The organism is Acidimicrobium ferrooxidans DSM 10331, assembly GCF_000023265.1.
Taxonomy (GTDB): Bacteria; Actinomycetota; Acidimicrobiia; order Acidimicrobiales; family Acidimicrobiaceae; genus Acidimicrobium; species Acidimicrobium ferrooxidans.
Map to the genome: position 1 here is coordinate 1,460,896 of NC_013124.1, position 25,258 is coordinate 1,486,153.

A 25,258-nucleotide genomic window follows, 5' to 3' on the forward strand; every position below is an offset into this window, starting at 1 on the left:
TCTCGCTCCTCACCCTCTCCTCCTCGCCCCTCCTGTGGGGCGAGGAGGAGAGGACCCGAGCGCCTCTCAGGTGGCAAGCACCCAGCCACCACCCACCCGGGTGAGCCCCAGGCGAAGGAGCACCTTCAGGTTCCAGGTGGCACAGAGCAGCTCGAAGTGGAGTCGGTTGCGCACGAGCCCCAGGTAGCGCAGCCTCGCGCCGGAGAGCTTGCGTTTGAGCTGTGCGTGGATCCGCTCGACGTTCGGTCGGGTGCGCTGATAGTCGAGACGAACGGCAGGGTCCCCAAAGTGCGCCCGCTGGCTGATTGCGTGCCAGGTGGCAGGGGTGAAGGTGAGGACCCGTCCTCGCTTCGAGCGCGTGCAGCGATCCCGGAGCGGACAGCCGGTGCAGTGCTTGACAAAGGAAGCACGACCCTTGGCGGAGATGGGTACTCGGTGTCCTTGGGGACAGCTGACCCATCCCTCCTCGACGACGAAGTCATCGATGGTAAAGCCACCAGGGACCGCCATGGCAAGGGGCCGAGGCTTGATCACCTCGTCGTGGCCACGAGCGGCGAGCTCGTTGGAGACCTCGCTCGTGGCATAGGCGCTGTCGCCATAGACCGTGCGCGGGCCGTCCTCGTCACGAAGGAGCTCGCTCGCCACTGCTGCGTCCGGCACGGTGCCCTTCGTGATGGTCGCAGCGGTGACGATGCCACTGTCTGGCTCGACGGCCACGTGGCCCTTGTAGCCATCGATGGCACGGGCACGGGACTTGTGGACGTGGCGAGCGTCAGGGTCCACGGTGGAGATGACCCTGTCTGTGGCTACCCGCCTCGCGATGCGCCAGCGACCTTCCTTGGCATCGACACACTCCACGTCTTGGCCCGCCACGAGCCCAAGGAGACCAAGGGCTTCGGTCTGTGGCTCGGTGAGGGATGCGAGCTTCTCTGCATGGGCGAGGTGGGCAGTGGCATCGGCGACGAGGGCACTCACCGTGCGCACCACTGCCTCTTCGTCCCGATAGTCGATGGCAGGCTTTGCGCGGGTGTAGTCGATCGCTGGTGACAGAGGAATGTCGCGTAGTTCGGGGATCAGCCTGCGTACCCGGTTGATCTGGGCGACAAGTTGGGTCATGGTGTCTTGGGTGGCAACCGCATCGGCGAGCACGGTGGAGTCGACGACGCGCTTCGTCTTGCCCTTGAGCACCCCCGTGGCACCGATCACCTCGGCCACGAGTTCGCCGATGAGTCTTGGGGTCTCGGAGGTGGCGATGCGCCTGCGCCAGTAGGTGAGCACCGTGGGGTGAAAGCCTGGGTCCTCGAGATCAAGACCAAGGGCGTACTTCCAGCGGAGGTTGTAGCGGACCTGCTCTGTCGCCTCGGTGTCCGAGAGCCCCTCGAGCACCTGGAGCACCATGACCGCGAGCACCCTCGAGGCGGGGATGGAGGGTCTGCCGGTCGTGGAGGGGTAGAGATGGCGGAAGCGCTCGTCGGGGAAGAGCTCTCTGCGGTGCTCGGCGAGGAAGGCGTAGATGGACCCTGGCTCGATGAGCGAGGAGCAGAAGGCCTCCGTCGCGGTGAGGTGTGCCTGGTCTGATTCGGTGCCCAGCATGCAAAAAGTCTAGCTGAGCTGGGCAAATGGCGCTTGACAGGCGGAGGGAAGCGCTTCCCGTAGCCGCCCTACGTGGAGGAGTTGTTCAGGGGACTCCTAGCCCGCTGCTGGTGTATAGGACGCGCTTCCCGTCTGCGGCAAGACCTCCACCCAGGTGCGGCCAGGATCGAGCGGAATGATCGATCCGTTCGAACTCCGCAGCACCGTGGGACTCGCGAGCGACGCCCGCGACCACGTTCCTCGGATCAGCTCGCCGTTGCGAAGGACCCAGACGTTGCCGCTCCCGATGACCTCGGAGTGAACCCCGAGCGAGTTCGGACCGCTCTCGTTGTAGGGCCCCGGCACCGATTGCACGAACTGCACCACGACGTTCGTCGCGCTCTGCACGGCACCCGACGCGCCGTAGGCAGGTACGCCTGCGTAGGAGCGATCGAAGAGCCCAGTCGCAGCGTTCCACGTCCACTCGACAGGCTCGACCGCCGAGAACGTCACCGCGACCGACGACACCGGAATGCCACCGTGCGGCACGGTGGACGAGAAGGTAAAGATCGGCGAGGGCGCGGTCGTCGGACCCACGAGCGACCAGATCCCCGCCGGGTTGCCGTAGAGGTTCTCGGGAGGCACGCGCGTCGTGGTGCGCTCGAACGGTGTCCCGCTGTAGTCCAAGGCGTCGACGCGATGCAGCCAGGTCTGAGCCGCCAGTTCCTGCCGGTCGGGGATGATCCCTCCCGCGTAGACGAGGATCGGATGGCCGAACTGCCCGAGGACGTGCCAGTCGACCCAGCGCAGCGACCGAATCGGACCCACTTCGGCAGGCGAGCCGCACTGGAAGATGGCGATGAATCGCGTGATCCCACCCTCGGCCTGGACCTCGTAGACCATGTCGGCTTCGTTGAGACCGCTCTGAGGACGAGCGCCCGGATCGTTGCCGACCTTGATCGCCAGTGCCGCACGATCAGGAACGACGCCGCCAGGTGCCGCACGACCGGTCAGCGGGCATGTGGCTGACGCAGGTGCGGCCGACGACGACACCGGCGTCTGGCTCGTGCTCGTCGAGTCGGCGTGCGAGGAGGGTGTTCGGGAGTGATCGAGGGCGAGCGCCGCGCCTGCGCCAACGACCACCACCACGACGGCGGCCCCGAGCACCACGCCTCGGCGTCGACGGACACGCTTCGAGGTGCGGTGCGCCATCACTCCTCCTCAAACGTTGAACGCAGCGAGCTTAGGGCCCTCATCGCCCGACCCCATCGTCTCCGAGAGCGTGGGGCTCGCGTCCCGAACGCGCCGAGGACGCCGGCGCATCGGCGAGGTCACGGTAGCGAACCCAGCCGACCCTGAGGCGACCAGCAACGACGACACCGAGCGCATCCGGCTCGACGAGCCCCACGCGGCCGAAGCGCGCCCGCGCCAGTGCGAGCGAGCTATCGGCGTCGATGCTCACCACTGGGGCCGCGGGCGGCGCGCCGCGCCGGACGCGCTCGAGCAGGCCACCCGCCATCGTGGCACCGAGACCACGATGAGCCAGGAAGCCCTGCCATGCATCGCAGCCAAGGTCGCGAGCCCATCGAAGCTGATCGGGCCGCTCCACGCCCACCGCGACCACGATCGCGCCGAGCTCGTGGGCGGCCGTCGTGGTCACCTCGGCGATCAAGCGCGCGCGCTCGCGCGTCGAGGCGGCGACGATGCTCCGGTCGACCTTGACCACGTCGGGCTCGAGTATCGCGAGGCGCTCGAGACCGGCGAACCCCGCCCCCGCGTGATCCAGCGCGACCAGCAAGCCAGCGTGCCGGAGCGGTTCGAGCGCGCGCGCTACCACCTCGGGCGATGGACCGCCCGCGAGCTCGGAGACCTCGACGACGAGGCGCGACGCTCGGGGCTCCAAGATGCGCAGCACGGCATCGAGGACCACCACCGACGGCGACAGGTTCACGCTCAGCCGCACGCCCGACTCGAACTCCGGGGCGTCGAGAAGTTCGAGCACGCGAGCCAGTGCGACGAGCTCGAGATGCAGGTCGAGCCCCAATGCGGTCGCCGAGCTGAAGAGCTCGTCCGCCTCACACTCGTCGTCTCGAACCAACCCTTCCCACGCGATCGGTCGGTTGGTCTCGATGCCGCGGATCGCCTCGAGACGAGGGGCGAGCCGTTCAGGGCACCCCAAGACCCGCTCGATGGCGCCCCGGGACACGCTCATCGCCGATCCGAACCCGTGTCGTGATCGTCGAGGACGACACCGAGGACGTGGCGCCACTCGTCGACGACGAGCACCGCCTCGACCCCACCATCGAGTGCGCGACGCACGCCATCCCAGCCCTCGACGAGATCGACCTCGGCCGCGCGAAGCGGTGCTCGATCCTGATCGGCGACCCACACGGCTCGACCCAAGCCGTCGACGCCCACTCGCAGATCAGTGCCGAGCAACGGGCTGCGCGCAGGAACGATGCGCGCGACGGCCAGTCGTTGAGCGAGTTCGGCGCCAAAGAGCACCCGACGATCCGACCGAACGACTCCCGCGATGCACTCCGGGTCGACCCGAGGGAAGCCCTCTGCTGGACGAGCCAGCCAATAGCCCTGCGCGGCATCGATTCCCAACCGGACGCACGCGTCGAGGGTGAGGCGATCCTCGACTCCTTCTGCAATCACGCGGGCTCCGAGACGATGCGCCGTCTCGACGAGCGTGGTCACGACGCCAGCTCGACCGGCGTGGTGAGCGAGGCCCTTGACGAGTCGGGCGTCGAGCTTGACGATGTCGGGACGCACGCCCATCAGCAGATCGAGACCGCCAAAGCCCGATCCCGCGTCATCCACTGCGACCAACGCTCCCGCACATCGCAGGTCAGCGAGTGATCGCTCGAGCACGGCGACGTCTCGCGCCGGCACGTGTTCCGTGAGCTCGATCACAACCCGATCAAGACGGGCGTGCAGGAGCACGTCGCGCACGCAGGGCGCATCGATGACGCTCGGGGCGACGTTGACGTGCAGGCGCCAGCCTCGCGCAAGGCGCCTCGTTGCAGCCAGCGCACGCTCCAGCACGCGAGCCTCGAGATCGGCGCCGATCCCGAGCAGCTGACCATGGAGGAACACTGCTTGCGTGGCTCGTACACCCTCGAACCGTGCGAGCGCCTCGTAGCCGACGACACTGCCCCCGTCGAGCCCGACGATTGGCTGGTGGACCATCGTCAAGCCGCGACCACTCCGCACGACCTGCGCTGCGCAGGTCGTGGCCCGAAGTTCGTCGCTCATCGGATCCACGCTGATCGGATCCAGCTCGGCAGGATCCGTCACCACCGCAATCCCTTCGCTCTCCACGCTCGTTGACCTCGGCGCGTTCCGGTCGCGACTTGACGCACTACGTCCGATGATCGCGGCTCGATGCCTGAGCCCTGTCATTGCGAACGGTCGCCGGTTCCATGACGTGGCTCGAGCCTGCATGGAGAGAGCGAACCTCGGCGTGATCGACGATGCGCACTCTCGCCAGAGGTGGGCCCGTGCGCACCACCCGATGATCGACGGGTGGGCACAACCGCAGCTCGGCCGCCGGATCCCTGGGTCCAACAGACGTCGGTGCGCAGCCAGCCCGCCACCTCGCCAAGACCCAAGGGTTGTCGTCGCCGCATCGCAGTTCATCGCGTTCGCCGCGGCCAACCCGCCAGGTAACAACGACACGTCGTGACCAACGTCACCTCCCCCAGGGACCATTGGCTCCTGCACGCCACACGCGCCCGGCGTAGCTTCAGAGGTGTCGAGAGTCTCGGGCGAAGGGAGGCACGATGAACGAGACGACCATGGAGTCGGCGGGCGAGACCAGCGCAACGACCGGCGGCAAGCTCGCCATCATCGCCTACAGCGGCACCGCGGACAAGCTCATTCCGCTGGGAGTGCTCGCGCAAGCGGCCGCGGCGATGGGCTTTGCCGTGGAGATCTTCGTGACGGGCTTCTCGCTCCTTGCCTTCACGAAGGAACGTCACGAGCTGCCCTTTGCCGCGGAGTACGCAGCGATGGCTCCCCAGCTCGCCGAAAGCCTCTCGGCCAACAAGATCGCCCCGTGGGACGAGATGCTGCGCCAGGCCAAGGAGCTCGGAGCTCGGGTGCACGCATGCTCGATGATGTCGACGGTGATGGGGCTCGGTCCGGACGACTTCGGCGATCTCGTCGATGACGTCGTCGGAGCCGCAACCTTCGTTGCTGCAGCTGAAGGCGCAGAGACATTCTTCATCTGAGCCCGTTGCGAGGCGACCATGGCATCCAAGGAGACCACATCGAGGAGGTGCACAGCATGACCGAACAGCCATCGGAGCAGACGACACGAACGATCGTCGATTCGCGGGGATCTGCTTGCCCCGGACCGATCACGGACCTCGCACTCGCCTACCGCAAAGCCAAGGTCGGCGACGAGATCGAGCTGCTCGCAACGGATCCCGGCGTCAAGGCTGACGTGACCGCTTGGGCGGCCAAGACACATAACGAGGTTCTCGCTATCGAAGAGGGGGTCGATGGTGTGATCACGACCCGGATCAAGATCGTGAGCCGGTGAGATGACACGCCGCGTGCTGATCGTCGGTGGAGGCGACGGGGGCACGATCCTCGCAAACTCGCTCGATCCCCGCCGCTTCGACGTGACCGTGCTGACCGCCTCACTTGAACATGTCTTCCAGCGCGGTTACCTCGGCGTCGCCTTCCAGGGGCGGCGTCGCAACCTCGTGCGCGACGAGCACAGCTTGCTGCGCTCGCACATCACACTGATCCACGACACCGCAGTGCGCATCGACCTGGTTGACCACGAGGTCGAGACCGCGACCGGCAGGCGTCTCGGTTACGACGACCTCGTCATCGCGACCGGTGTGCGCACCGATCCGTCCCAGATCCCCGGTCTCTGGGAGATCAATGAGCGCATCGGCGACTTCCACTCGACGACCGCGAATGCGCGTCGCTTGTGGCGCAACCTCAACGCCTTCTCCGGAGGCACCGTGGCACTCGGACAAGCGAGCCCGATCATCAAGTGTCCACCCTCGCCCGTGGAGGGAATCCTCGGCGTCGACGCACGACTACGGGCTCGGAGGGTACGGGAGGCGGCGAAGCTCGTGCTGTTCACCCCGTACCCACGCGCGTACCCCGCAGAGCCCATCAACGAGGTGATCACGCCGATTCTCGAGGAGCGAGGTATCGAGGTCATGCCGTTCTTCGACGTGGATCGGATCGATCCCGCGACCGGGACCATCACTTCGCTCGAGGGCGACGAAGTCAAGGCAGACCTGCCCATCGTCGTACCCCCGTTCGTTGGAGCGCCGATCGTCTACGAGCCCGCGGACGTCGTCGACGACAATGGACTCGTGAAGACGAACAAGGAGACGCTCGCCGTCGAGGGGGTCGAGCATGCGTGGTGCATCGGTGATGCCAACAACGTGCCGACGTCCAAGGCGGGCGTGGGCGCGCACCTCGAGGCGAAGGTGGTCGCGCGGACACTGGCAGGTCACCCGACGCGCTTCGATGGGCGCACCAACTGCTCCCTCGAGATCGTAGGAGATCGGCGCTTGACCTTCGTCATTGGATCTTTCGACGCTCCGGTCGAGAAGCTCCGGCCGACACGAGTCAAGTACCTCGAGGAGTGGTTGCTCGGCGAGACGTTCTTCTGGGGCCTTCGGGGCTGGCTGGACCCGGTCTTCGACGCCTACTTCCGACTGACCGAGCCAAAACCTCGGCGAGTCGCCGCCTGAGAGCCCCGAGGTCTCGTCACTCACCTTCTCTCGTCAAGGGTTACTCCTCGGTCTCGTCGTCGAGCCCCTTGACAGGCCCGGCTCGTGCATTGGCCTGGGACACACCCGTCGAGGAACGATTGGAGACCACGATGGTGCACGACCTCGGCATCGAGACGAGCAACGCCTCCGCGGTCACCGAGGATCGTGTGCGATCGATGTCGCCCCGACGCGCGAGCGGACAACACCACGACCATGCGTCGTCGCAGGCCACGGGACCCGGGTTCGTCGCTGCTCGGGCGAGAGGCCGATGGCGCACGGCACCTGCTCGAGAGGACTTCAGCCAACTGCCACACCAGTCCACGATCGTCGTGGCGACGAGGGGCAGAGGCGCATGACGCTCAGGACCCAGTCATCGGCCATGCGTCATCTCATGCCATCGGTCGTGTCGGGAGCGCCCTGACACCGGAAACTTCAGTCAGGGGCCTTCCGTCTCGAGGAGGCCGGTCCACGAGGAACCCCCGTCAAGGAACTCCGCCAAGGCAGCCGTGCGCACGGAGGACCGGATGCCTCGACCGCGAGCCGCTGGGCGCTCGCGCACTCCTCGACCGTGCGCAGCATGCAATCCCAACTCCACAGGAGACGAACCCAGCGGGTGCTCAACCTGGTGTGCACTCGAGCGCGATCGAAGCCCCGTCCGCGGGTCGTACGCCCTCACCTTGCGCGAGCTCAGACAGACGCTTCCACCCGGAGGTCACCGCGCCGAGAGCGACTAGGGTGCTCCGCACCAGGGGCGCTTAGCTCAGTCGGTTAGAGCGCAGCCTTCACACGGCTGAGGTCGGAGGTTCGAGTCCTCTAGCGCCCACCGGAACCGCGACGCCGTGGACCCGACGCGATAGACCCGACGCGATGGACAGCGCCAAGGGGCTCGGACCGCGCTCGTCCTTCGCAACCACGACACGGAGCGCAACATCGAGGCCCGTCTCGCCCGCGCATCGCGACGCACGGCCTGACACGACCGCGTCCCTTTGGAGCGAGTGATCGAGTCCGCAACGGAGGCGGTCGACAGGCCTGACCAGACGAACACGTCGCCACTCGCCGACCCCACTATCAGCTCGATCGATGCCCAGTGATCGATGCCCAGTTCGGGCGGGGGCCATGTTGACTGGCGCTCGGCCACGCGGACCGCACTACCCCGACGGTGGCTCTTGGCTGCAGCACCCGACGCGCACGCATCAGCGTCGTGCCCTGTCACCTCGACCACCACCACTCGCACCCGCTCGCGTCGCCGACGCACGAAGGATGCGAGGAACTACCAGTCTCGTCAGGACTCACCCGTCCCGGTTCGGCCGGACCACCACAGTCGTCCCGACCGCGTCGGCCACCACCGAAGCGAGGACTGACGCGCCAGAGCGCTCGACGTCACGCGTCGCGGTCAACACGACCAGCTCGTCATCGACCGCCCACCGGACGAGGTCGGCGAACTGCGTGCCCGTCATCTGATGCTCGAGTTCGGCCAGATAGCGACGGCGAAACTCGGGCCAGCGCTCCGGCTCGTGACCGTACCACCGCCGCAGCTCGTCGGTGGGAGCGAGCTCGCGGCACCAGCAGGCGAACGGAGCATCCGCACGCCGGAGCCCACGGGGCCAGAGGCGGTCGACGAGCACCCAATGGCCAGGCGGCCATGGGCGCTCGTAGACACGCCAGAGCACGACTCCCACGAGAGACCCCCGCGAGCGGGTCTAGCCGTGGTGATGACGCTGGCGGATCATGTTGAGTGCGCTCCCTGCGCGGAACCAGGCGATCTGGTCCTCCGAGAACGTGTGACGCAGTTCGAGATCGAAGCTGGTGCCGTCTGGTCGATGGACCACTGCGCGAATGGGTTGGTCAGGCGCGAGCTCATCGAGACCGACGAGGTCCACTCGGTCATCACGCTCGATGCGCTCGTAGTCGGCAGGATCGGTGAACGTCAGCGGGAGCATCCCTTGCTTCTTCAGATTGGTCTCGTGGATCCTCGCGAACGAACGCGCGATGATCGCACGGGCGCCGAGGTAGCGAGGCTCCATCGCCGCGTGCTCCCTCGACGAACCCTCGCCGTAGTTCTCGTCTCCGATCATGACCCATCCCTGGCCGGCGTCTCGGTAGTGGCGTGCGATCTCGGGCAACGGCTCGTCAGCCTGGTGGATCTGGCACCAACCATGGCCGGGCTCCGCGGCGAAGGCGTTCTGGACCCCGAGGAACAGGTTGCGTGAGATGTTGTCGAGGTGACCGCGGTAGCGGAGCCAGGGACCGGCCGCCGAAATGTGGTCGGTGGTGCACTTGCCGACCGCCTTGGCCAACACGACGAGCCCGACGAGATCACCACCCTCGAAGGGCTCGAACGGAGTCAGCACCTGGAGACGCTCCGACGCCGGATCGATGCGGACCTCGATCGCAGAACCGTCGGCGGGCGGTGCGACGAAGCCGCGAACTTCGCGCGCGAGGCCAGCACTCGGGAGTTCGAGCCCCTCCGGCTCCGGGAGCCGCTCCCCGGCGAGCTCGTCGGTGAGGGGGTTGAAGTCGAGGGTACCCGCGAGCGCGTAGGCAACGACGACCTCGGGCGAGGCGATGAACGCCAACGTCGCCGCGTTGCCGTCGTTACGACGCGGAAAGTTGCGGTTGTAGGACGTGATGATGGAGTTGGTCGTCCCAGGCTCGATATCCGTGCGATGCCACTGCCCGATGCACGGACCGCAGGCGTTCGCGAGCACGGTCGCCCCGATCGCCTCGAGGTCACGCAACAATCCGTCACGCTCGATGGTCGCACGGATGCGCTCGGAGCCCGGGGTCACGAGGAGCGGCGTGCGCACCCGTAGACCTCTGGCGCTCGCCCAACGAGCGACGCTCGCCGCACGTGCGATGTCCTCATAGGAGGAGTTGGTGCACGAACCGACGAGGGCGCTCGAGAGCTCGAGCGGCCACCCATGCTCGCGCGCCTCTCGACCGATCGACCCGACCCCACGTCCGAGATCCGGAGTCGCAGGCCCGACGATCTGGGGCTCGAGCGTGTCGAGATCGATCTCGATCACCTGGTCGAAGTAGCGAGCCGGATCCTCCTCGACCTCGGGGTCGGCCTCGAGCGACCCGAGGCGGGCTTCGACGAGCGCAGCGATCTCGTCGCGACCCGTGGCCCGAAGGTAGGCAACCGCATGGTCGTCGGCAGGGAACAACGAGCACGTCGCGCCGATCTCGGCTCCCATGTTGCAGATCGTCGCTTTGCCGGTCGTCGAGAGCGCACGGGCGCCTGGGCCGAAGTACTCGACCACCGCGCCCGTACCGCCCTTCACGGTGAGGATCTCGGCCACCCGGAGAATCACGTCCTTCGCGCTCGTCCAGCCGTTCGGGCGTCCGGTGAGCCGCACCCCGATGAGACGCGGCATGCGAACCGTGAACGGGTCGCCGACCATCACGTCAACGGCGTCGGCCCCTCCGACGCCGATCGCGACCATGCCGAGACCTCCGGCGTTCGGGGTGTGCGAGTCGGTCCCGATGATCATGCCGCCCGGAAACGCGTACTGCTCGAGCACGACCTGATGGATGATGCCGGCACCAGGCTCCCAGAAGCCGATGCCGTAGCGAGCCGACACCGACGACAGGAAGTCGTAGACCTCACGGTTCGTGACGCGAGCGGCCGCGAGGTCGTCATCGGCGCCGCGCTCCGCCTGGATGAGATGGTCGCAGTGGACCGTCGTCGGCACCCGAACCTCGGGGAGGTCGGCAACCATGAACTGCAGCAGCGCCATCTGCGCGGTCGCGTCCTGCATGGCCACCCGATCCGGGTCGAGCTCGATCCAGCTCACACCGCGCTCGAGTTCGGCGCGCTCAGGGTGGCGTAGGTGCGCGTAGAGCACCTTCTCGGCGAAGGTGAGCGGTCGGCCCAACCGCTCTCGCAGGACCGACGCAACCTCCTCGTAGCGTGCGAGCGCCTTGGCGACGAGCGCCGCCGGCGTTGTATCGCGAACCTCTGCCATGGTGGTACCTCTCTCCCTCTCGAATCCCCCGAAGAGGACCGATCGTTGTCACGCAGCGCTAGCGTAGACAAGCATAGGACAAGTTCGCATTCCCCGCTACCTCGCCATCGCAGAGCGCCTCCGCGCTTCGATCGGCGATGGCCGCACGAGCGAAGGTGACCTCCTTCCTTCGGAGGCCGAGCTGTGCGCACGCTACGGCGCGTCACGCATCACCATTCGCCGTGCCCTCGAGACGCTCCGAGACGAGGGGCTCGTCGAGTCTCGCCAGGGCCTTGGCTGGATCGTGACGAGGGTGCCCGTCGCGCAGTCGCTCGGGCGCTTTACGACCATCGAACAGCAGCTCCGAGAACTCGGACGCACACCCGAACGGCGGATCCTGTCGTCGATCATCAAGCCCGCGACCGGGCCGATCGAAGCCGTTCTCGGGGGCGGTGACGTCCGCGAAGTCCGACGTTTGAACCTCGCCGACCAGGAGCCCTTCGCGACCGTGACCGTGTGGATCCCCGCGCACCTCGCAGAGCGCTTCACGGTCACCGAACTCGAACGTTCGTCGTTCTACGAGCTCCTGTCCGCGAGCGGCCAGCTGCTCAGACCGCTCGCCTGGGCGCACCAAGTGATCCGAGCGGCCGCTATCGACGAGCACGACGCTGCGGTCCTCAACGTGCCCGCGGAATCCGTCGGCTTGACCGTGGAACGCACGACCTACGACACCGCCGACGTCGCCATCCTCCACTCCCGGTTCGTGTTCCCCGCAAGCCGCGTGTTCTTCGAGGTCGACCTCGTCGATGAGGTCAGCTCCATCGGTCCGAGCGGCCTCCGCCTCGTCACCTGAACCGCTTGACAGGATTCATTCAGAGACCTACGATGCTGTATCGAGCTATGCAGTAGCACGGCTCGCTGCACGTCGAGGGGGGACCATGAGCTCGGCACCGATGTTCGAGGCGCGTTCGATCGAGCAGATTCCCGACCACGAACGCCATGGTCGGCCACTGTCGCTGCTCACGCTGTGGTTCGCCTCCAACTTCCAGATCAACGGCCTGGTCACCGGCGCGATCGCCATCGCCGTCGGCTTGAGCGTGCCCCAAGCCCTTCTCGCCCTCGTGATCGGCAATCTGCTCGGTGGTCTGTTCATGGCCTACCACTCCGCCCAAGGCCCCAAGCTCGGACTCGCGCAGATGATCCAGTCTCGGGCCCAGTTCGGCTTCGTCGGTGCCATCGTGCCCTATGCGGTCGTGGTCATCATGTACCTCGGCTTCGCGGTCGCAGGGGGCCTCGTCGCGGGACCGGCCATCGCGAGTGCGCTCGGCACCACGAGAGATGTCGGCATCGTCGTCTACAACGTGGTCGTCCTCGCGGTCGCGGTGTTCGGCTATCGGCTGATCCACGCGATCTCGCGAGCGATCTCGCTCCTCTCGCTCGTCGCCTTCGTGGTGATCGCGGTCGCGGTGCTCGGTCGCCTTCACCTCCACGCGGCGCCGTCAGCAGGTGCCGGGGCCTTCCTCCTGGCGGTCTCGATCGCCGCATCGTGGCAGATCACCTGGGCCCCGTACGTCTCCGACTATTCCCGCTACCTGCCGGCGAGCACTCGGACCTCGACGACGGTCGCGTTCACCTACGTCGGCTCGGCGATCGGTGGCGCGCTCATCATGGCGATCGGCGCCCTCGCCGCCGCGCTCAACGCGAACGCCGTGAACGCCAACCCGATCGGCTTTCTCGCCGGACAGGTCTCGCCGATCCACGAAGCGCTCGTCGCCCTCCTCCTGCTCAGCCTCGTGCCGGCGAGCGCGGAGAGCCCGTATGGCGCATTCCTGACCGCGCTCGCGGCCGTGACACCCCGGGGACTCGTCTCCTCGACACGCACCGCGCGCACGATCTTCGTCGTGGCCTTCACAGTGGTGAGCCTCGTCCTCACGCTCGCCCTCCCAGCGACGATCCTCACGGACTTTGAGAACGTGATCTTGTTCCTCCTCTATCTCCTCGTGCCGTGGACGGCCATCAACCTGACCGACTACTACCTCGTTCGGCGTGGGCGCTACGACGTCGCCGGCATCCTCGACGCGAACGGCCCCTATGGCCGCCTGCAAGCTGGGCCGCTCGCCATCTACGTCGTCACGATCCTCGTCGAGCTCCCCTTCGTGAACTCGGCGCTCTACGAGGGACCGATCGCCCGAGCGCTCGACGGCGCCGACATCTCGTGGATCGTGGGCCTCGTCGTCGCCACGATCGCCTACCTCGCCTGGGCTCGCGCACGCGGCCTCCTCGTCGCCAGGGCCCCGGGGACGGCGCCGGCGTGACCGCACGCGCCGACCGTCTCGCCGCGCTGCGCGACCTCGTCGGGACGAACCGCTTGACTCCGGTTCAGCGTCGGATCGTCCAGACCATCGCCGAGCACCTCGACGACGCGGACACGTTCTCGAGCGCCGAGCTTGCGGCGATTGCGGGGGTCTCGCAACCGTCGGTCACGCGCCTTGCGTCCGCACTCGGCTTTGCCTCCTATCCAGAGCTCCGCCAGGCGCTGCGCGCTCTCGTGCGCGACGACTCCCAACCTGTCGAGTCGACGCCCCGACTCGACGCGGTGCGCGACGAGATCGCCAACCTGACCTGGATGGAGCGACAGCTCACCTCAGAACCCCTTCTCGCCGAGGCCGGTCGTCGACTGGCGGGCTCCGTACCGCTCCTCGTCATCGGCCTTCGTGCCTCCGCGCCACTCGCGGCGTACCTGAGCTTCTACGCCCGCAAGGTACACCCTGCCGTGATCACGGTCGACCGCGCCGGCTCAGAGGGCATCGATGCGATCGCCGAGGCACACGCGCGTGGCGCCAACGCAGCGCTCGTCCTCGCGCTGCCCAGGTGGCCGAGAGAACTCCTCACCCTCGTCGAGGTCGCTGGCGACCTCGGCATCGACCTCGTCACCATCGCCGACCGCGCCCACGGGCCCATCCAGGCGCGCGCACGCGTGTCGCTCGTCGCTCCGGTCGGAACGAGCCTTCTCTACGACACCCACGCAAGCGCCTTCGTGCTCGCGCAGCTGCTCGTGCAGGCGATCGCCGACGCCGCGCCGCTCAGCGCGAAGGCATCGATGGAGGCATTCGAAGAACGTGCCTCGCGCTATCGCTACTTCCTCCGAGGAGAGGCATGACCGCACTGCTCGTCGACCTCTTGGAGCGTGCACGCCCGATCGGTCGGCACGCCGACGGTGGCTGGACGCGTCTCGGGTTCAGCCCCGAGGAGACCGCTCTCGGCGACCTCGTCATCGCCGAGGCGAGCCGGATCGGGCTCGACACCTCCCGCGACCGGGCTCAGAACCTCTGGGCATGGCTGGGTGCGCCGGGCCCCGACGCACTGGTGCTCGGCTCCCACCTCGACTCCGTCCCCCGTGGCGGCGAACTCGACGGTCCGCTCGGCGTCTTCACTGCGATCGCAGCCCTCGACGCCCTGCTCGCTCGCGGCTGGCGCCCACGGCGCCCGCTCGCCGTCGTCGCCTTTCGCGACGAGGAAGGCGGTCGCTTCGGACGCGCCTGTCTCGGCTCGCGCCTGCTCGCCGGCGAACTTGCGCCCGCCGATCTCGCGACCCTGCGCGATGGGCACGGACGGAGCTTTGCCGAGGTGCTCAGAGACCTCGAGCTCGAGCCGGCGCGCGTCGGGCCCGATCCCCAACGCATCGCAGCGATCGGCACCTACGTCGAACTCCACATCGAACAGGGTCGCCAGCTCGCACCCCTCGGCGCACCGGTGGGGATCGCCACCGGGATCTGGCCCCACGCACGAGCGCTCGCGACCCTGCCCGGTGAGGCGAACCACGCCGGCACGACGCCCCTCGATGACCGTCGGGATCCGGTGGTCACCCTGGCTCGCCTCGTCCTCGCCACGCGAGACCAGGCAGCACTCAGGGGAGCACTCGCCACGATCGGCCGCATCGACGTCGACCCCAACGCCCCCAACGCGGTAGCCGGCTCCGCCGCGGCGTGGCTCGACGTACGGGCACCCCAGGCGACGATCCTCGATCAGCTCCTCGACGATCTCGCACGCCTGGTGGTCGAGCTCGGCGGGACGTTCGACCTCCGCTCGATGACGCCAGCGACCATCTTCGATACCCAGCTCGCCAGCGAGCTCTCCGCGCTCCTCGGTGGTGCCCCACGGATCGCCACCGGAGCGGGGCACGACGCGGGTATCCTCGCCGACCACGGCGTACGAGCCGGGATGCTCTTCGTGCGCAACCCGACCGGCGTGTCCCACGCCCCCGGGGAACAGGCAACACCCGCCGATCTTGCCGCAGGGCAGCACGCACTCGAGCGAGTCATCGAGGCACTCGCATGAGGATCGCGGCCGACTTCGCGCTGCTCTCACCGACCGAGCTCGCCACCGACGTGGTCGTCGAGGTTCACGGCGAGCGCATCACCGCGATCGAGCACGGCCGAGCGGGCGCGTGCGACAGCGCCGTCGAGCTCCTCGTGCCCGGGTTCGCGAACGTCCACGGTCACGCGTTCCACCGCGCCCTGCGCGGTCGGGCCAGCCTCGGCGCTGACTTCTGGGACTGGCGATCGAGCATGCTGGCCGTCGCCGAGATCCTCGACCCGGATCGCTACCGAGACCTCGCAACCCTGGTCTACCGCGAACTCCTCCTCGGCGGCTACACCACGGTTGGTGAGTTTCACTACCTTCACCACACACGAGACGGCTCCCCCTATCGAGATCCGAACGCCATGGGCGTCGCCCTCGTCGAGGCCGCCCGGGCCGCGGGGTGCCGCTACACCCTGATCGACGCGGCCTACCTCCACCAGGCTCCCGACCACGGCGAGTGGGCACCGACCGAGGGCGTCCTTCGTCGCTTCGCCGACGCAACGGTCGATGCCTACCTCGCGCGGACCGAAGAGCTCTCCGAGGGCGCAACCCATCGCGTGCAACTCGCCGGGCATTCGCTGCGCACGTGCACGCCCAGCGAGCTCGTCACCATTGCGCAGGCCGCACGGCGTGGCTGGCACCTCCACCTCGCCGAGCAACACCTGGAGGTGGAGATCGTCGAGGCGGCACTCGGCGCACGACCGGTCGCGCTCCTCGAGCACGCCGGCCTCCTCGGCCCCGAGCTCGTGGCGGTGCACGCGAACGCGGCGACGGCCGAGGAACTCGGCACGCTCGCACGCCACGACGTGGTCCTCTGCGCATGCCCGAGCACCGAGGAGGATCTCGGTGACGGACCATCGCCTGCGGCGAACTTCCATGGGCTCGGTGGACGCCTCGCGATCGGCTCCGACGAGCACGTACTCGCCGACGGGCTCGTCGAGGCGTCGCGCCTCGAGGCCCATGCCCGACTCGCGAGCCGCCGACGTCGCGGTCTCGATGTCGCCGCGCTCTGGACCGCGCTCACCGCCCACCACGCCCTTGGTTGGCCCGAGGCGGGCAGGATCGCTCCCGGTTGGCTGGCCGACCTCGTCGCCATCGACCTCCACGACGTCTCGCTCGCTGGGGTCACGCCCGAGGCGATCATCCAGATCACGACGCCGGCACGGGTTGTGCGAGTCTGGGTTGGCGGCACGGAGATCGTGCACGACGCCGCCGTCGAACGTCGCGAACTCGCCCCCCGTCTCGACCACCTCATCCGCACCATCTGGAAGGAGATCCCATGAGCACGCGTCACGACGAGAGCCGAACCATCCGTGCGCCACGAGGGAGCGAGCTCTCCTGCCGGAGCTGGCTCACCGAAGCCCCGTACCGCATGATCCAGAACAACCTCGATCGAGAGGTCGCCGAGCATCCGGAGGACCTCGTGGTCTACGGCGGAATCGGCCGAGCTGCCCGCGACTGGGAGAGCTTCGACCAGATCCTCGACACCCTGCGGACCCTCGGTGACGACGAGACACTCCTCGTCCAAAGCGGCAAGCCGGTCGCGGTCCTGCCGACGCATCCGGATGCACCTCGCGTCCTCATCGCCAACTCCAACTTGGTCCCGCACTGGGCCACGTGGGAGCACTTCGACGAGCTCGACCGTCGGGGGCTCATGATGTTCGGTCAGATGACGGCGGGGTCGTGGATCTACATCGGCTCGCAGGGCATCGTCCAGGGGACCTACGAGACCTTCGCCGCGGTCGCGAAGACGCACTTCGACGACGACGTGGCTGGGCGCTGGGTCCTCACCGCGGGTCTCGGAGGCATGGGCGGTGCCCAGCCCTTGGCGGCGACCATGGCAGGGTTCTCCATCCTCGCCGTCGAGTGCGACCCGAGTCGCATCGAGCTCCGCCTCCAGACCGGCTATCTCGAGCACCGCGCGCTGTCGCTCGACGATGCCCTCGCGATCCTCGAGCGGGCCCGTCGAGACGGACGACCGACCTCCGTCGGCCTGCTCGGCAACGCCGCCGAGGTCCTCCCCGATCTCGTCGAGCGCGGCATCATCCCCGACGTCGTCACCGACCAGACGAGCGCCCACGACCCTCTCCGGGGTTACCTACCACTCGACTACAGCCTGGAGGAGTGGCGGGCGGCCCGCGAACCCGAGCGCCAGGTCGCAGACGCCAAGGCAGCCATGGCCCGTCACGTGCGCGCCATCATCGCCATGCGCGATCGTGGTGCGGTCGCCTTCGACTACGGCAACAACCTCCGCCAGGGAGCGCTCGAGGCGGGCGTCGACGATGCGTTCTCGTATCCCGGCTTCGTTCCTGCCTACATTCGGCCACTGTTCTGCCGTGGCTACGGACCGTTCCGCTGGGTTGCACTCTCGGGCAACCCCGAGGACATCTACCGCACCGACGAGGTCGTTGCCGAGCTCGTCGACGATCCGCACCTGCACCACTGGCTCCAGATGGCTCGCGAGCGCATCCACTTCCAGGGCCTCCCTGCCCGTATCTGCTGGCTCGGGCTCGCGGATCGCGCCCGAGTCGGACTCGCCTTCAACGAGCTGGTTCGTCGAGGAGAGGTAGGCGCCCCGATCGTCATCGGACGCGACCACCTCGACACGGGTTCTGTGGCGAGCCCGTACCGCGAGACCGAGGCGATGGCCGATGGCTCGGACGCCGTCAGCGACTGGCCCTTCCTGAACGCGATGGTCAACGTGGCTTCCGGAGCGACCTGGGTCTCGATCCATCATGGCGGTGGCGTAGGCATGGGCTTCTCGCAGCACGCCGGCCAGGTCATCGTGGCCGACGGCACCGATGCTGCCGCACGACGGCTCGCACGGGTGCTCCACAACGATCCGGCGATCGGCGTCGTGCGCCACGCGGACGCGGGCTATGCGGACGCCATCGACGAAGCCCGACGGCGAGGACTGCAGATCCCGTGGCTCGCCTAGGGGAGGGCCCCGTCGACTGGCTGCTCACGAACGCCGTACTCGCCGACGTCGACGGACACGGCAGCCTTCGGATCGAGGAAGGCTGGCTGCACGTTCGAGGCGAGCGCATCTGCGCGCGAGGCACCGGTCGACCCCCAGCCGACCTCCCACACGTGGATGCTGGCGGGGCGGTCGTCACGCCGGCGTTCGTCGAGTGCCACAGTCATCTGCTCTTTGCGGGGAACCGTCTCGGCGACTGGATGCGACGCCAGGGACTCGAACCCGACGACCCCCGCCTCGGCACCGGCGGCATCGCCGCCACCGCGAAGGCCACGTCGGCGCTCGACGACGCTCAGCTCGTCGCGACGACGCTCGCACGCCTTGCACCCCTCGCGCGCTCCGGCGTCGGCACGGTCGAGATCAAGACCGGCTATGGCCTGAGCGCGCCCGCCGAGCTTCGGCTCGCACGCCTCGCCCTCGAGGTGGCCGAGCGGGCCCGCCACGACATCGGACTCGACGTCGTGGTGACGTTCCTGGGCCTGCATGCACTGCCGACAGCCCCTGCCCACGAGCGACGTCACATCGTCGACGACATGATCGGTGCCCTCGACGAACTTCCCGCTGGCGTCCGCACCGTCGATGCTTTCGTCGATCCGGCTGGGGTGAGTGCCGAGGAGGCACGACCCTTCCTGGAAGCAGCGCGAGCACGCGGGTTCGACCTCCGCCTTCACGTCGACCAATTCGCCGACGCGAACGGTGCGGCCCTCGCGGCGTCACTGGGCGCCCTGAGTGCGGACCACCTCGACGCCACGGGCCCCGAGGGCATCGCGGCCCTCGCGGCTGCTGGCACGGTGGGCGTGCTCACACCGATCGCGACCGTGCTCTCGGGAACGCGACTGCGCCCTCCGGTGATGGCCCTGCGAGACGCCGGGGTCGGCCTCGCGGTCTCCGCCGACGCCAATCCGGGCACCTCGCCATCTGCCGACCTGCGCCTCGCGGCGCTCCTCGCGGTCACCGAGCTCGGCCTTCGACCCGACGAAGCCTTCGCCGGCATCACGCTCCACGCAGCCCGCGCGCTCGGCCTCGCGGACCGCGGCACCCTCGAAGCTGGGGCGCGCGCCGACCTCGTCGCCTGGCCCGTTTCCCACCCCTTCGAACTCGTCCTGAGCCACCTGCCGCTCGAACCATGGCGCCCGCTGCCTGACTGAGCGTGCTCCAGCTCGGAACCGGCCCCTTCCCACAACAAGCCCCCACCTGCCCACGACCCCTGAATCCATGGAGCGCCACGCGCGGCGACACGCCTGGCCGCTCCGACCCGCAGCACAATGCGCTCGCCCATCTCGAGGGCCCGAACCGCACCATCACGCTCGAGCTCCGCGAGCCCGACGCCCGATGGGCATCGTGAGCTCTCGAGCGACGTCACGAGCCGTTGGCCGGCCCCACGCGTCCGGTGACGGACGATCCCGAGTGGACGGCCGATGTTGGCAACCACGTCCGATCGAACGATCCGTCAACGCGCAAGGGCCTACGCGGATGCGCTGGGCCAGATACGTCGCCCAGCGACCTCGACCTGGAAGGCGACCGACACCGGCAACTCATCGCGCACGAGCCGCACGAAATCGGAGTCATCGAGCCATCCCGTGGAGGCGACCTGGATGCGAACGAACGGAGAGGAGGCCGGATCGTCCTGGTGTCGGCGTACGCCGCCGGTCTCGGTGAGGATCACGGGCCCGCCGGTCACCGCCTCGAGAATGGTCGTCAGCCCTCGCCGCGTCCCGCGCCAGGCCAGCGCCTCCCCGAGGCTACGAACGGCCCGCCGCTGCGTGGCTTCCGGGAGCGAACCATCGAGCCAGGACACGCCGAGCCACGCTCCCAACCACGCCAGCATCGGCACCGGGGTGACGGTCGGGTCGACGATGTGCTCGATCGTGTCGGCGTCCTCGAGCAGTGTCGACGCGACCTCCTGAAAGATCGACACGAATCGAACGAAGAAATCATCGTCCGTCATCCCCATCGGGAGTTGCTGCAGGAGCCATCCGTCACGTCGCATGGTGAGCCCTAGCGGACGACGACCTGGTGACGGAACGAGAGGAACAGCGACAACGGATCGAGCGCCAAGACCTCCCGTCCGCGTCCTTGACGCTCGCCGGTGCGCAGATCAGCCTCGAACAGGAGCACCTCCTCGACCGCCTCGATGCCGTCGACGGTCTCGAGTCGTTCGGCCACACCGGCTGCGGTCAAATCTGCGTCGAACGGCCAACCGTCACCGGCGGGGCCACCGACCAGCGGATGGACGTATTGATAGAGCACATCGAGGGCACGCTGGCGCACGATGGCACTCGGGCGCCCGGGGATGGCCCGCACGAGTGCAGCGACCGTGGCGCCCCGATAGTACGGGGTGGAGACGTCGACCGTGGTACCAATCAGTCGTCGCGGTTCGAGGTAGCCGATGACCTGCTCGACGAGCGCGTCCGAGAGTTCGAAGTCGTCGAGCTGGTGATCCTCGCAGCGCCCTCGGACCCTCGGCACGACGAGCAAGCGCACCGGATCACCGACGAGGTTCGGCGCCACGCAGCGGACCCGTGCGACCTCGGGCGAGGCTTCGAGCGTGAGCCGCTCGAAATCCGATGCGCTCACGGCCCGCTGACCGGAGCGCAACGTCATCGGCCCGCGAAGCTTGGCGTTCGCGACCGATTCGGGATCGACCCCGCCCGAGGCAGGGAATGGGTTCGTGACTCGATCGATGTAGGCCACCGAACTGCGCAAGACGGTGAGCGTCTCGGCGCCGACGTTGCCGACGGAACCGCCCCCGTAGCGGTACGACGAGAGCATGATCGCCGCACCGTCGGGGGGGATCGCGCCGTGCTGACGGACGGTGCCGTCGGCGTAACGCACGCGCGGACCGAAGCGAACCGTTCCGGTCGCTCCATCGAGCACGAAGTGTCGGTCCTCACCCGTCGACGATGCAAAGTCCGCACGCGGCTCCCACGTCCAGACCACGCCGTCTGGGGTCGTCGTCGTGAGCACCTCGTCGTCACGGAGAGCCAACACCGGGGCGTGACTCAGCTGAAACTCCTGTCCGGGTGAGCCATCGCTCCGACCAAGACGCTCGGGCCCTGTGGTCGCAGCGTGCTCGGCAGCCACCGTTCCGCCGAGGACGTTCACGGTCACCGACGACAGGGATGGTGAGGCTCGATAGGGAGGTTGGCCAGGGCGTGCCGCGAGAAGACGGACGCGCAGCCACGTCGCGCGAACACCACCGAGCGTCAGGGGCGAGAGCGCGCGCGGGCACACGAGCACGATCTCCCCATCGCGATTGAGCCCACCCGTTGTGTCTCGATGCACGGGCATCGCTACCCATGACTCTCCGACGAACGCCTCCCACGCGAGTGGCGGATCGGTCGGATCGACACCGATCCCCTCGATCGAGGCTCCCACGTTGAGGCGAATGACGGCACCCGGAGCGAGTCCCTCGAATCCGAAGTACGTCGCGTCACCGGGTGCAAGCGGGTCCGAGGTGAAGCATCGCACGACCCCGCCCTCGAAGCGGAGGTCATCCCACACGTCGCGAACCTGGCCACCGCCGTCGGCTGTGGCGGTCATCGCGCCAATCAGGGTCGGGGGGCGAATGACGAGATCGTCGATGGTGGAGAAGAGCACCTCCGGCTGCCCCGGTACGGGGGCGGTGGCGACCTGGGTCCCCTTTGGCACGACGACGTCGTGCTCGAGAACGGTCGAGAGCCAAAAGACCAGGTCGGCATGGGCTGGCGCCGGTGGGAATGGGCTGATGCCAACGAGGTCGAGGAACTTCGTGTAGAGCCGGTCTGGCACCTGATTGATGCGGTAGAGCACGGTCTCGCTCATCCAGGCGAACAGCTCGATGAGCGCAACCCCGGGATCGGAGACGTTGTGGTTGGTCCACTCGGGACAGTAGCGCGGGATCAAACGCTTGGCTTCGTCGACGATGTCCTGAAAGCGGCGATCGTCGAGTTCGGGAGTCGGCAGCCCCACTACCCCTCCTCTCGTGGGATGGTGTAGAACGGATAGACGAGATTGCGGCGATCATTCGTCGCACGAAGACGGTAGGTCACGGTGATGTGCACCAGGCTCGCATCGTTGTCGTCCTGCGCCACGGCGACGTTCTCGACGTCGATCCGCGGCTCCCACTGTGCCAGTGCCTCACGCACCGCCTGAGCCATCAACCCCATCGTGTTGGCGTTCACCGGCTCGAACAACAGATCCCAGATGCGGCACCCGAACGCCGGACGCATGACCCGCTCACCCGGCGCCGTGGAGATCACGACCCGAATCGCGGTATCGGTGGAGCCGGTTCCGTCGGACAGCGCGATGCCTCCGCGGACATCGACCCGCATCGGAAACGCGAAGCCACGGCCGACGAAGCCGGGGTCGCTGACGCTGGCGTCCGTCGGATGCTCACGCGTCGCCACGGCGCACCGTCGATCTCATCACGCGAGCACCTAGAGGACGTCGGGTCGGTGACGCAACCCGCGCGCATCGAGTTCGCGCGCGAGACGCCGCTCGACCTGCTCGACCAACCAGTCGAGGAACTCCTCGGCCTGAGGAGCGCTCGACGGTCGAACCGGTCCCGCCTCCTCGACCATGCGACCACCTCCTATCTCGATCCCTGAACCCTCGCCACCTCGCCGCCGTGTGGACCCCGGGGATTCGGACGCGGCCATCATCGCCGGCGCAGCTCGCGTCGCGACTCGGGCATCCGACGACCCTTGGGACACTGATGACGACCCTCGGGGCAACGACGTCGATCGTGCATAGAGCGCCTGAAGGTCAGCGAGCACCGCGTCATGCTCCCGAGAAGCGAGTACGTCGCCACCGGGTCCCATGGGTGGCGCGAGTACCGGGGTCAACCCCGTGCCCGACGGCTCAGGGTTGTGCGCACGAGAACCACGCGGTGGCGGCGGCATCGCCGCGAGCAGACGCCGCTCGTGCTCCCCATCACCCGCCTCATCGCCGACCAGTGCACGCACCAAGCTTCCCACTCGCCTCGCGTGCCGCTCCTCGTCATCGAGGTGCGGATCGTCGAACAGTCGGGGGGCGCGTCCCGTGTCACCCGAGGCCACGTGCACAAGTTCGTGCGCAATGACGCCGAGTGCACCCGGCGAGCGGTCCACGGGGCGCTCGAGAAAGATCGTCTGCCCGACCGTCGCGGCAACCGTCCCGAGGGCGCGCAGGCTCCGACGAGTGAGCGGGCCGCTCTGCACCTCCACCGGTCCGCGGACGCCCAGCGCGCTGGCGAGGGGTTCCAGCACGGCCGGAAGCGGCTGAACGGCCTCTCCCGGCTCCTGCGAACGCTCCCGAGGGCCCTGCCAATTCGACCTGACCGGTCTCGATCCTCGGCGCGACCCGACATCGGCCATGACCGCGTCGGATGCGCTCGCGAAGAGCCGACCGTCGGACTCGACTCCGCGCCCCGCGACCTGCGATGGTCGAAGCTCGCGGCCCCGAGGTCGTGACGGCCCTGACCAGCCAAGGCCCCTCGTCGCGACCACCCCATCACTGAGCGCACGTGGCATCGAGCCGAGCACTGAGAGTCCCTGCGCGACCCATCCACTCGATGCAAGCGTGGCCACACCACGTTCCCACCGACGACGACCGCGCGACGCCATGGTCGGCCACGACCCGAGCGCTCGGCGAACCCCACCGTGCCTTCGGACGGCCTCGTCGTCGCCGACGACCGAGCCGTCCCCAGTCGGAGCAGCTGGCTCGCCGATCGGCACATCGACCCTCACGCCCCTCGAAGCGTCGACGCGACGCAGTTGGCCTCTCCCGCGGACCGCATCGATTGCGTGTCGACGAGCGGCGAGTCCGCCATCGGACAGCCCGATCCCCGAGCTCCCCGCCCGTCCCGCCGACGTGCGAACGTCGCTCCGTCGACCGCCGGACTCAACCATCGAACGCCTCGCGCTCGGCACGCGAGCGCCCGTGCTCCTCGCCTGGGACTCCTCGTCGAATCCGATCGAACGCAGCCAGGGGGTGCGCCGACGGACCGGGCGCAGCGGCCGACCGGGAGGCGCGCCGCGCTCGCGGCCCCGACGAAACTCAGACCGAGGAAACCGCGACGTGTACTGCCAGAGCGGCCCTCGCTCGCCCGCCCTCTCGCTGCCGTGCCGAGCCAGTGCGGCGTAGGTCTCCTGGCGTACGAGACCGTCGAGAATGACCGCAGCCGCCTCCCAACCAGCCGCCAGCGACTCGCCGAACGTCATAGCGTGGCTCGCCCCGTCCGAGGTTGCCCCTCCCGCCCCAACGGCTTCTCGATCCGTGACGGTGCGACCAGCTGTCACGGCGTCCAGGAGCCCGACCGCCGATCTCGGCGGCCGATCGCCTCCTTCACGTGGTGCCCCAGGAGCTCCCCGTCCTTCCAGGCCAGGCTCAGGGGGCGATGCTCCATCGCGATGCTGCTGGCGTTGTGCCCCCTGTTCGGCCTGGTGTCGCTGCGGCGACGCCCCTGCCGGAGTCGTGGCCGTCGGCGTCGAAGGATCCGAGCTCGATGCGGGCTCCGCGGACGCGCCACTGCCCGCCCCGGCCTCCCCATCCCTCGCGCTCCCCCGCGATCCTCCTCGACGAGAGGGTGCCACACGCGGCGCACGGTACGCACTGCGCGATGGCGAAGGCCTCGCCGCCGCGCGCGGACGTCCTCGCTCCCGATCCGACACCACGGTACCGACAGC

General features: G+C 68.3%; 21 protein-coding genes, 1 tRNA gene and 1 pseudogene. 12 read left to right on the forward strand and 11 right to left on the reverse strand.

Translation table 11 applies throughout. The features are described from left to right. Positions 1-66: 66 nt before the first annotated feature. The 4 genes from AFER_RS07220 to AFER_RS11150 all read right to left on the reverse strand — a co-directional run bounded on the left by AFER_RS07220 (position 67) and on the right by AFER_RS11150 (position 4,899). Entirely contained in the window at positions 67-1,593 is a 1,527-nt protein-coding gene (locus AFER_RS07220) for an IS1182-like element ISAcfe2 family transposase (RefSeq protein WP_015798733.1), read from the reverse strand. Positions 1,594-1,689: 96 nt separating this feature from the next. Further along, a complete protein-coding gene (locus AFER_RS07225; RefSeq protein ID WP_015798807.1) occupies positions 1,690-2,784 on the reverse strand; it encodes a DUF3048 domain-containing protein in 1,095 nt (364 codons plus the stop codon). Between the two features lie 40 nt (positions 2,785-2,824). After that, a complete protein-coding gene (locus AFER_RS11145; RefSeq protein WP_015798808.1) occupies positions 2,825-3,784 on the reverse strand; it encodes an EAL domain-containing protein in 960 nt (319 codons plus the stop codon). Continuing rightward, a complete protein-coding gene (locus AFER_RS11150) occupies positions 3,781-4,899 on the reverse strand; it encodes an EAL domain-containing protein (protein ID WP_015798809.1) in 1,119 nt (372 codons plus the stop codon). The genes AFER_RS11145 and AFER_RS11150 overlap by 4 nt, the downstream gene beginning before the upstream one ends. A 461-nt stretch (positions 4,900-5,360) precedes the next feature. Here AFER_RS11150 and AFER_RS07245 point away from each other — a divergent pair, with 461 nt between their 5' ends. From AFER_RS07245 to AFER_RS07255, 3 genes are read left to right on the forward strand one after another with little or no spacing between them, the layout of a single operon-like run. Next, positions 5,361-5,810 (forward strand): DsrE/DsrF/DrsH-like family protein, encoded by a 450-nt coding sequence (locus AFER_RS07245; protein WP_015798810.1) that lies wholly within the window; start codon positions 5,361-5,363, stop codon positions 5,808-5,810. Between the two features lie 56 nt (positions 5,811-5,866). Continuing rightward, on the forward strand, positions 5,867-6,124 hold the full coding sequence (locus tag AFER_RS07250; RefSeq protein WP_015798811.1) for a sulfurtransferase TusA family protein: 258 nt from the start codon (positions 5,867-5,869) through the stop codon (positions 6,122-6,124). Between the two features lies 1 nt (position 6,125). Then, positions 6,126-7,304, forward strand: coding sequence for an NAD(P)/FAD-dependent oxidoreductase (locus tag AFER_RS07255; RefSeq protein ID WP_015798812.1), 1,179 nt, complete (start codon positions 6,126-6,128; stop codon positions 7,302-7,304). A gap of 40 nt (positions 7,305-7,344) precedes the next feature. Here AFER_RS07255 and AFER_RS12035 read toward each other — a convergent pair whose 3' ends face one another. Then, the gene (locus AFER_RS12035; RefSeq protein WP_015798813.1) at positions 7,345-7,602 is read right to left on the reverse strand and encodes a hypothetical protein; all 258 of its coding nucleotides are present in this window, start codon (positions 7,600-7,602) and stop codon (positions 7,345-7,347) included. Positions 7,603-8,074: 472 nt separating this feature from the next. On the opposite strand from AFER_RS12035, the gene AFER_RS07265 reads away from it, so the two are divergent. After that, positions 8,075-8,148: transfer RNA gene (locus AFER_RS07265), tRNA-Val, on the forward strand. 466 nt (positions 8,149-8,614) lie between these two features. Here AFER_RS07265 and AFER_RS07270 read toward each other — a convergent pair. Together AFER_RS07270 and AFER_RS07275 are read right to left on the reverse strand one after the other, a co-directional pair. Then, complete coding sequence (locus tag AFER_RS07270) at positions 8,615-9,004, reverse strand: DUF488 domain-containing protein (RefSeq protein WP_015798814.1); 390 nt, start codon at positions 9,002-9,004, stop codon at positions 8,615-8,617. A 21-nt stretch (positions 9,005-9,025) separates the two neighbouring features. Continuing rightward, positions 9,026-11,293, reverse strand: a complete 2,268-nt coding sequence (locus tag AFER_RS07275; RefSeq protein ID WP_015798815.1) for an aconitate hydratase — start codon at positions 11,291-11,293, stop codon at positions 9,026-9,028. A gap of 106 nt (positions 11,294-11,399) precedes the next feature. Between AFER_RS07275 and AFER_RS12970 the strand changes: the two are divergent. The 8 genes and pseudogenes from AFER_RS12970 to AFER_RS07315 form a co-directional block, all read left to right on the forward strand. After that, positions 11,400-11,567: pseudogene (locus tag AFER_RS12970) on the forward strand (GntR family transcriptional regulator); the annotation flags it as partial. Between the two features lie 9 nt (positions 11,568-11,576). Then, entirely contained in the window at positions 11,577-12,125 is a 549-nt protein-coding gene (locus AFER_RS11700; protein ID WP_083769339.1) for a GntR family transcriptional regulator, read from the forward strand. An 85-nt stretch (positions 12,126-12,210) separates the two neighbouring features. Then, positions 12,211-13,587 carry a purine-cytosine permease family protein gene (locus tag AFER_RS07290; RefSeq protein ID WP_015798817.1) on the forward strand — a complete coding sequence of 459 codons (1,377 nt, stop codon included), beginning with the start codon at positions 12,211-12,213 and terminating at the stop codon, positions 13,585-13,587. Next, complete coding sequence (locus AFER_RS07295; RefSeq protein ID WP_015798818.1) at positions 13,584-14,432, forward strand: MurR/RpiR family transcriptional regulator; 849 nt, start codon at positions 13,584-13,586, stop codon at positions 14,430-14,432. Before AFER_RS07290 ends, AFER_RS07295 begins: the two co-directional genes overlap by 4 nt. Beyond that, complete coding sequence (locus tag AFER_RS07300) at positions 14,429-15,610, forward strand: allantoate amidohydrolase (protein ID WP_015798819.1); 1,182 nt, start codon at positions 14,429-14,431, stop codon at positions 15,608-15,610. The genes AFER_RS07295 and AFER_RS07300 overlap by 4 nt, the downstream gene beginning before the upstream one ends. Continuing rightward, complete coding sequence (locus AFER_RS07305) at positions 15,607-16,917, forward strand: formimidoylglutamate deiminase (RefSeq protein WP_015798820.1); 1,311 nt, start codon at positions 15,607-15,609, stop codon at positions 16,915-16,917. Before AFER_RS07300 ends, AFER_RS07305 begins: the two co-directional genes overlap by 4 nt. Then, positions 16,914-18,572, forward strand: coding sequence for a urocanate hydratase (hutU, locus tag AFER_RS07310; protein WP_015798821.1), 1,659 nt, complete (start codon positions 16,914-16,916; stop codon positions 18,570-18,572). The genes AFER_RS07305 and hutU overlap by 4 nt, the downstream gene beginning before the upstream one ends. Then, positions 18,560-19,759 (forward strand): amidohydrolase family protein, encoded by a 1,200-nt coding sequence (locus AFER_RS07315; RefSeq protein ID WP_015798822.1) that lies wholly within the window; start codon positions 18,560-18,562, stop codon positions 19,757-19,759. The genes hutU and AFER_RS07315 overlap by 13 nt, the downstream gene beginning before the upstream one ends. Positions 19,760-20,076: 317 nt before the next feature. Here the strand turns inward: AFER_RS07315 and AFER_RS07325 are convergent, their stop codons facing one another. From AFER_RS07325 to AFER_RS07340, 4 genes are read right to left on the reverse strand one after another with little or no spacing between them, the layout of a single operon-like run. Then, positions 20,077-20,601, reverse strand: coding sequence for a phage tail protein (locus AFER_RS07325; RefSeq protein WP_015798823.1), 525 nt, complete (start codon positions 20,599-20,601; stop codon positions 20,077-20,079). 8 nt (positions 20,602-20,609) lie between these two features. Beyond that, entirely contained in the window at positions 20,610-22,562 is a 1,953-nt protein-coding gene (locus AFER_RS07330; RefSeq protein WP_015798824.1) for a putative baseplate assembly protein, read from the reverse strand. Continuing rightward, on the reverse strand, positions 22,562-22,999 hold the full coding sequence (locus tag AFER_RS07335; protein WP_015798825.1) for a gp25 family contractile injection system sheath assembly initiator: 438 nt from the start codon (positions 22,997-22,999) through the stop codon (positions 22,562-22,564). The genes AFER_RS07330 and AFER_RS07335 overlap by 1 nt, the downstream gene beginning before the upstream one ends. A 30-nt stretch (positions 23,000-23,029) precedes the next feature. Continuing rightward, complete coding sequence (locus tag AFER_RS07340) at positions 23,030-24,793, reverse strand: eCIS core domain-containing protein (protein WP_171788967.1); 1,764 nt, start codon at positions 24,791-24,793, stop codon at positions 23,030-23,032. Positions 24,794-25,258 lie beyond the last annotated feature (465 nt).

What these genes read in the sequence shown, in the direction of transcription:
- AFER_RS07220 (WP_015798733.1), bottom strand. Translation starts at nt 1,593, where the DNA reads ATGCTGGGCACCGAATCAGACCAGGCACACCTCACCGCGACGGAGGCC.
- AFER_RS07305 (WP_015798820.1), top strand. Translation starts at nt 15,607, where the DNA reads ATGAGGATCGCGGCCGACTTCGCGCTGCTCTCACCGACCGAGCTCGCC.
- AFER_RS11145 (WP_015798808.1), bottom strand. Translation starts at nt 3,784, where the DNA reads ATGAGCGTGTCCCGGGGCGCCATCGAGCGGGTCTTGGGGTGCCCTGAA.
- hutU (WP_015798821.1), top strand. Translation starts at nt 16,914, where the DNA reads ATGAGCACGCGTCACGACGAGAGCCGAACCATCCGTGCGCCACGAGGG.
- AFER_RS07225 (WP_015798807.1), bottom strand. Translation starts at nt 2,784, where the DNA reads ATGGCGCACCGCACCTCGAAGCGTGTCCGTCGACGCCGAGGCGTGGTG.
- AFER_RS07275 (WP_015798815.1), bottom strand. Translation starts at nt 11,293, where the DNA reads ATGGCAGAGGTTCGCGATACAACGCCGGCGGCGCTCGTCGCCAAGGCG.
- AFER_RS07290 (WP_015798817.1), top strand. Translation starts at nt 12,211, where the DNA reads ATGAGCTCGGCACCGATGTTCGAGGCGCGTTCGATCGAGCAGATTCCC.
- AFER_RS07250 (WP_015798811.1), top strand. Translation starts at nt 5,867, where the DNA reads ATGACCGAACAGCCATCGGAGCAGACGACACGAACGATCGTCGATTCG.
- AFER_RS07245 (WP_015798810.1), top strand. Translation starts at nt 5,361, where the DNA reads ATGAACGAGACGACCATGGAGTCGGCGGGCGAGACCAGCGCAACGACC.
- AFER_RS07300 (WP_015798819.1), top strand. Translation starts at nt 14,429, where the DNA reads ATGACCGCACTGCTCGTCGACCTCTTGGAGCGTGCACGCCCGATCGGT.
- AFER_RS07255 (WP_015798812.1), top strand. Translation starts at nt 6,126, where the DNA reads ATGACACGCCGCGTGCTGATCGTCGGTGGAGGCGACGGGGGCACGATC.
- AFER_RS07340 (WP_171788967.1), bottom strand. Translation starts at nt 24,793, where the DNA reads ATGACGTTCGGCGAGTCGCTGGCGGCTGGTTGGGAGGCGGCTGCGGTC.
- AFER_RS07325 (WP_015798823.1), bottom strand. Translation starts at nt 20,601, where the DNA reads ATGCGACGTGACGGATGGCTCCTGCAGCAACTCCCGATGGGGATGACG.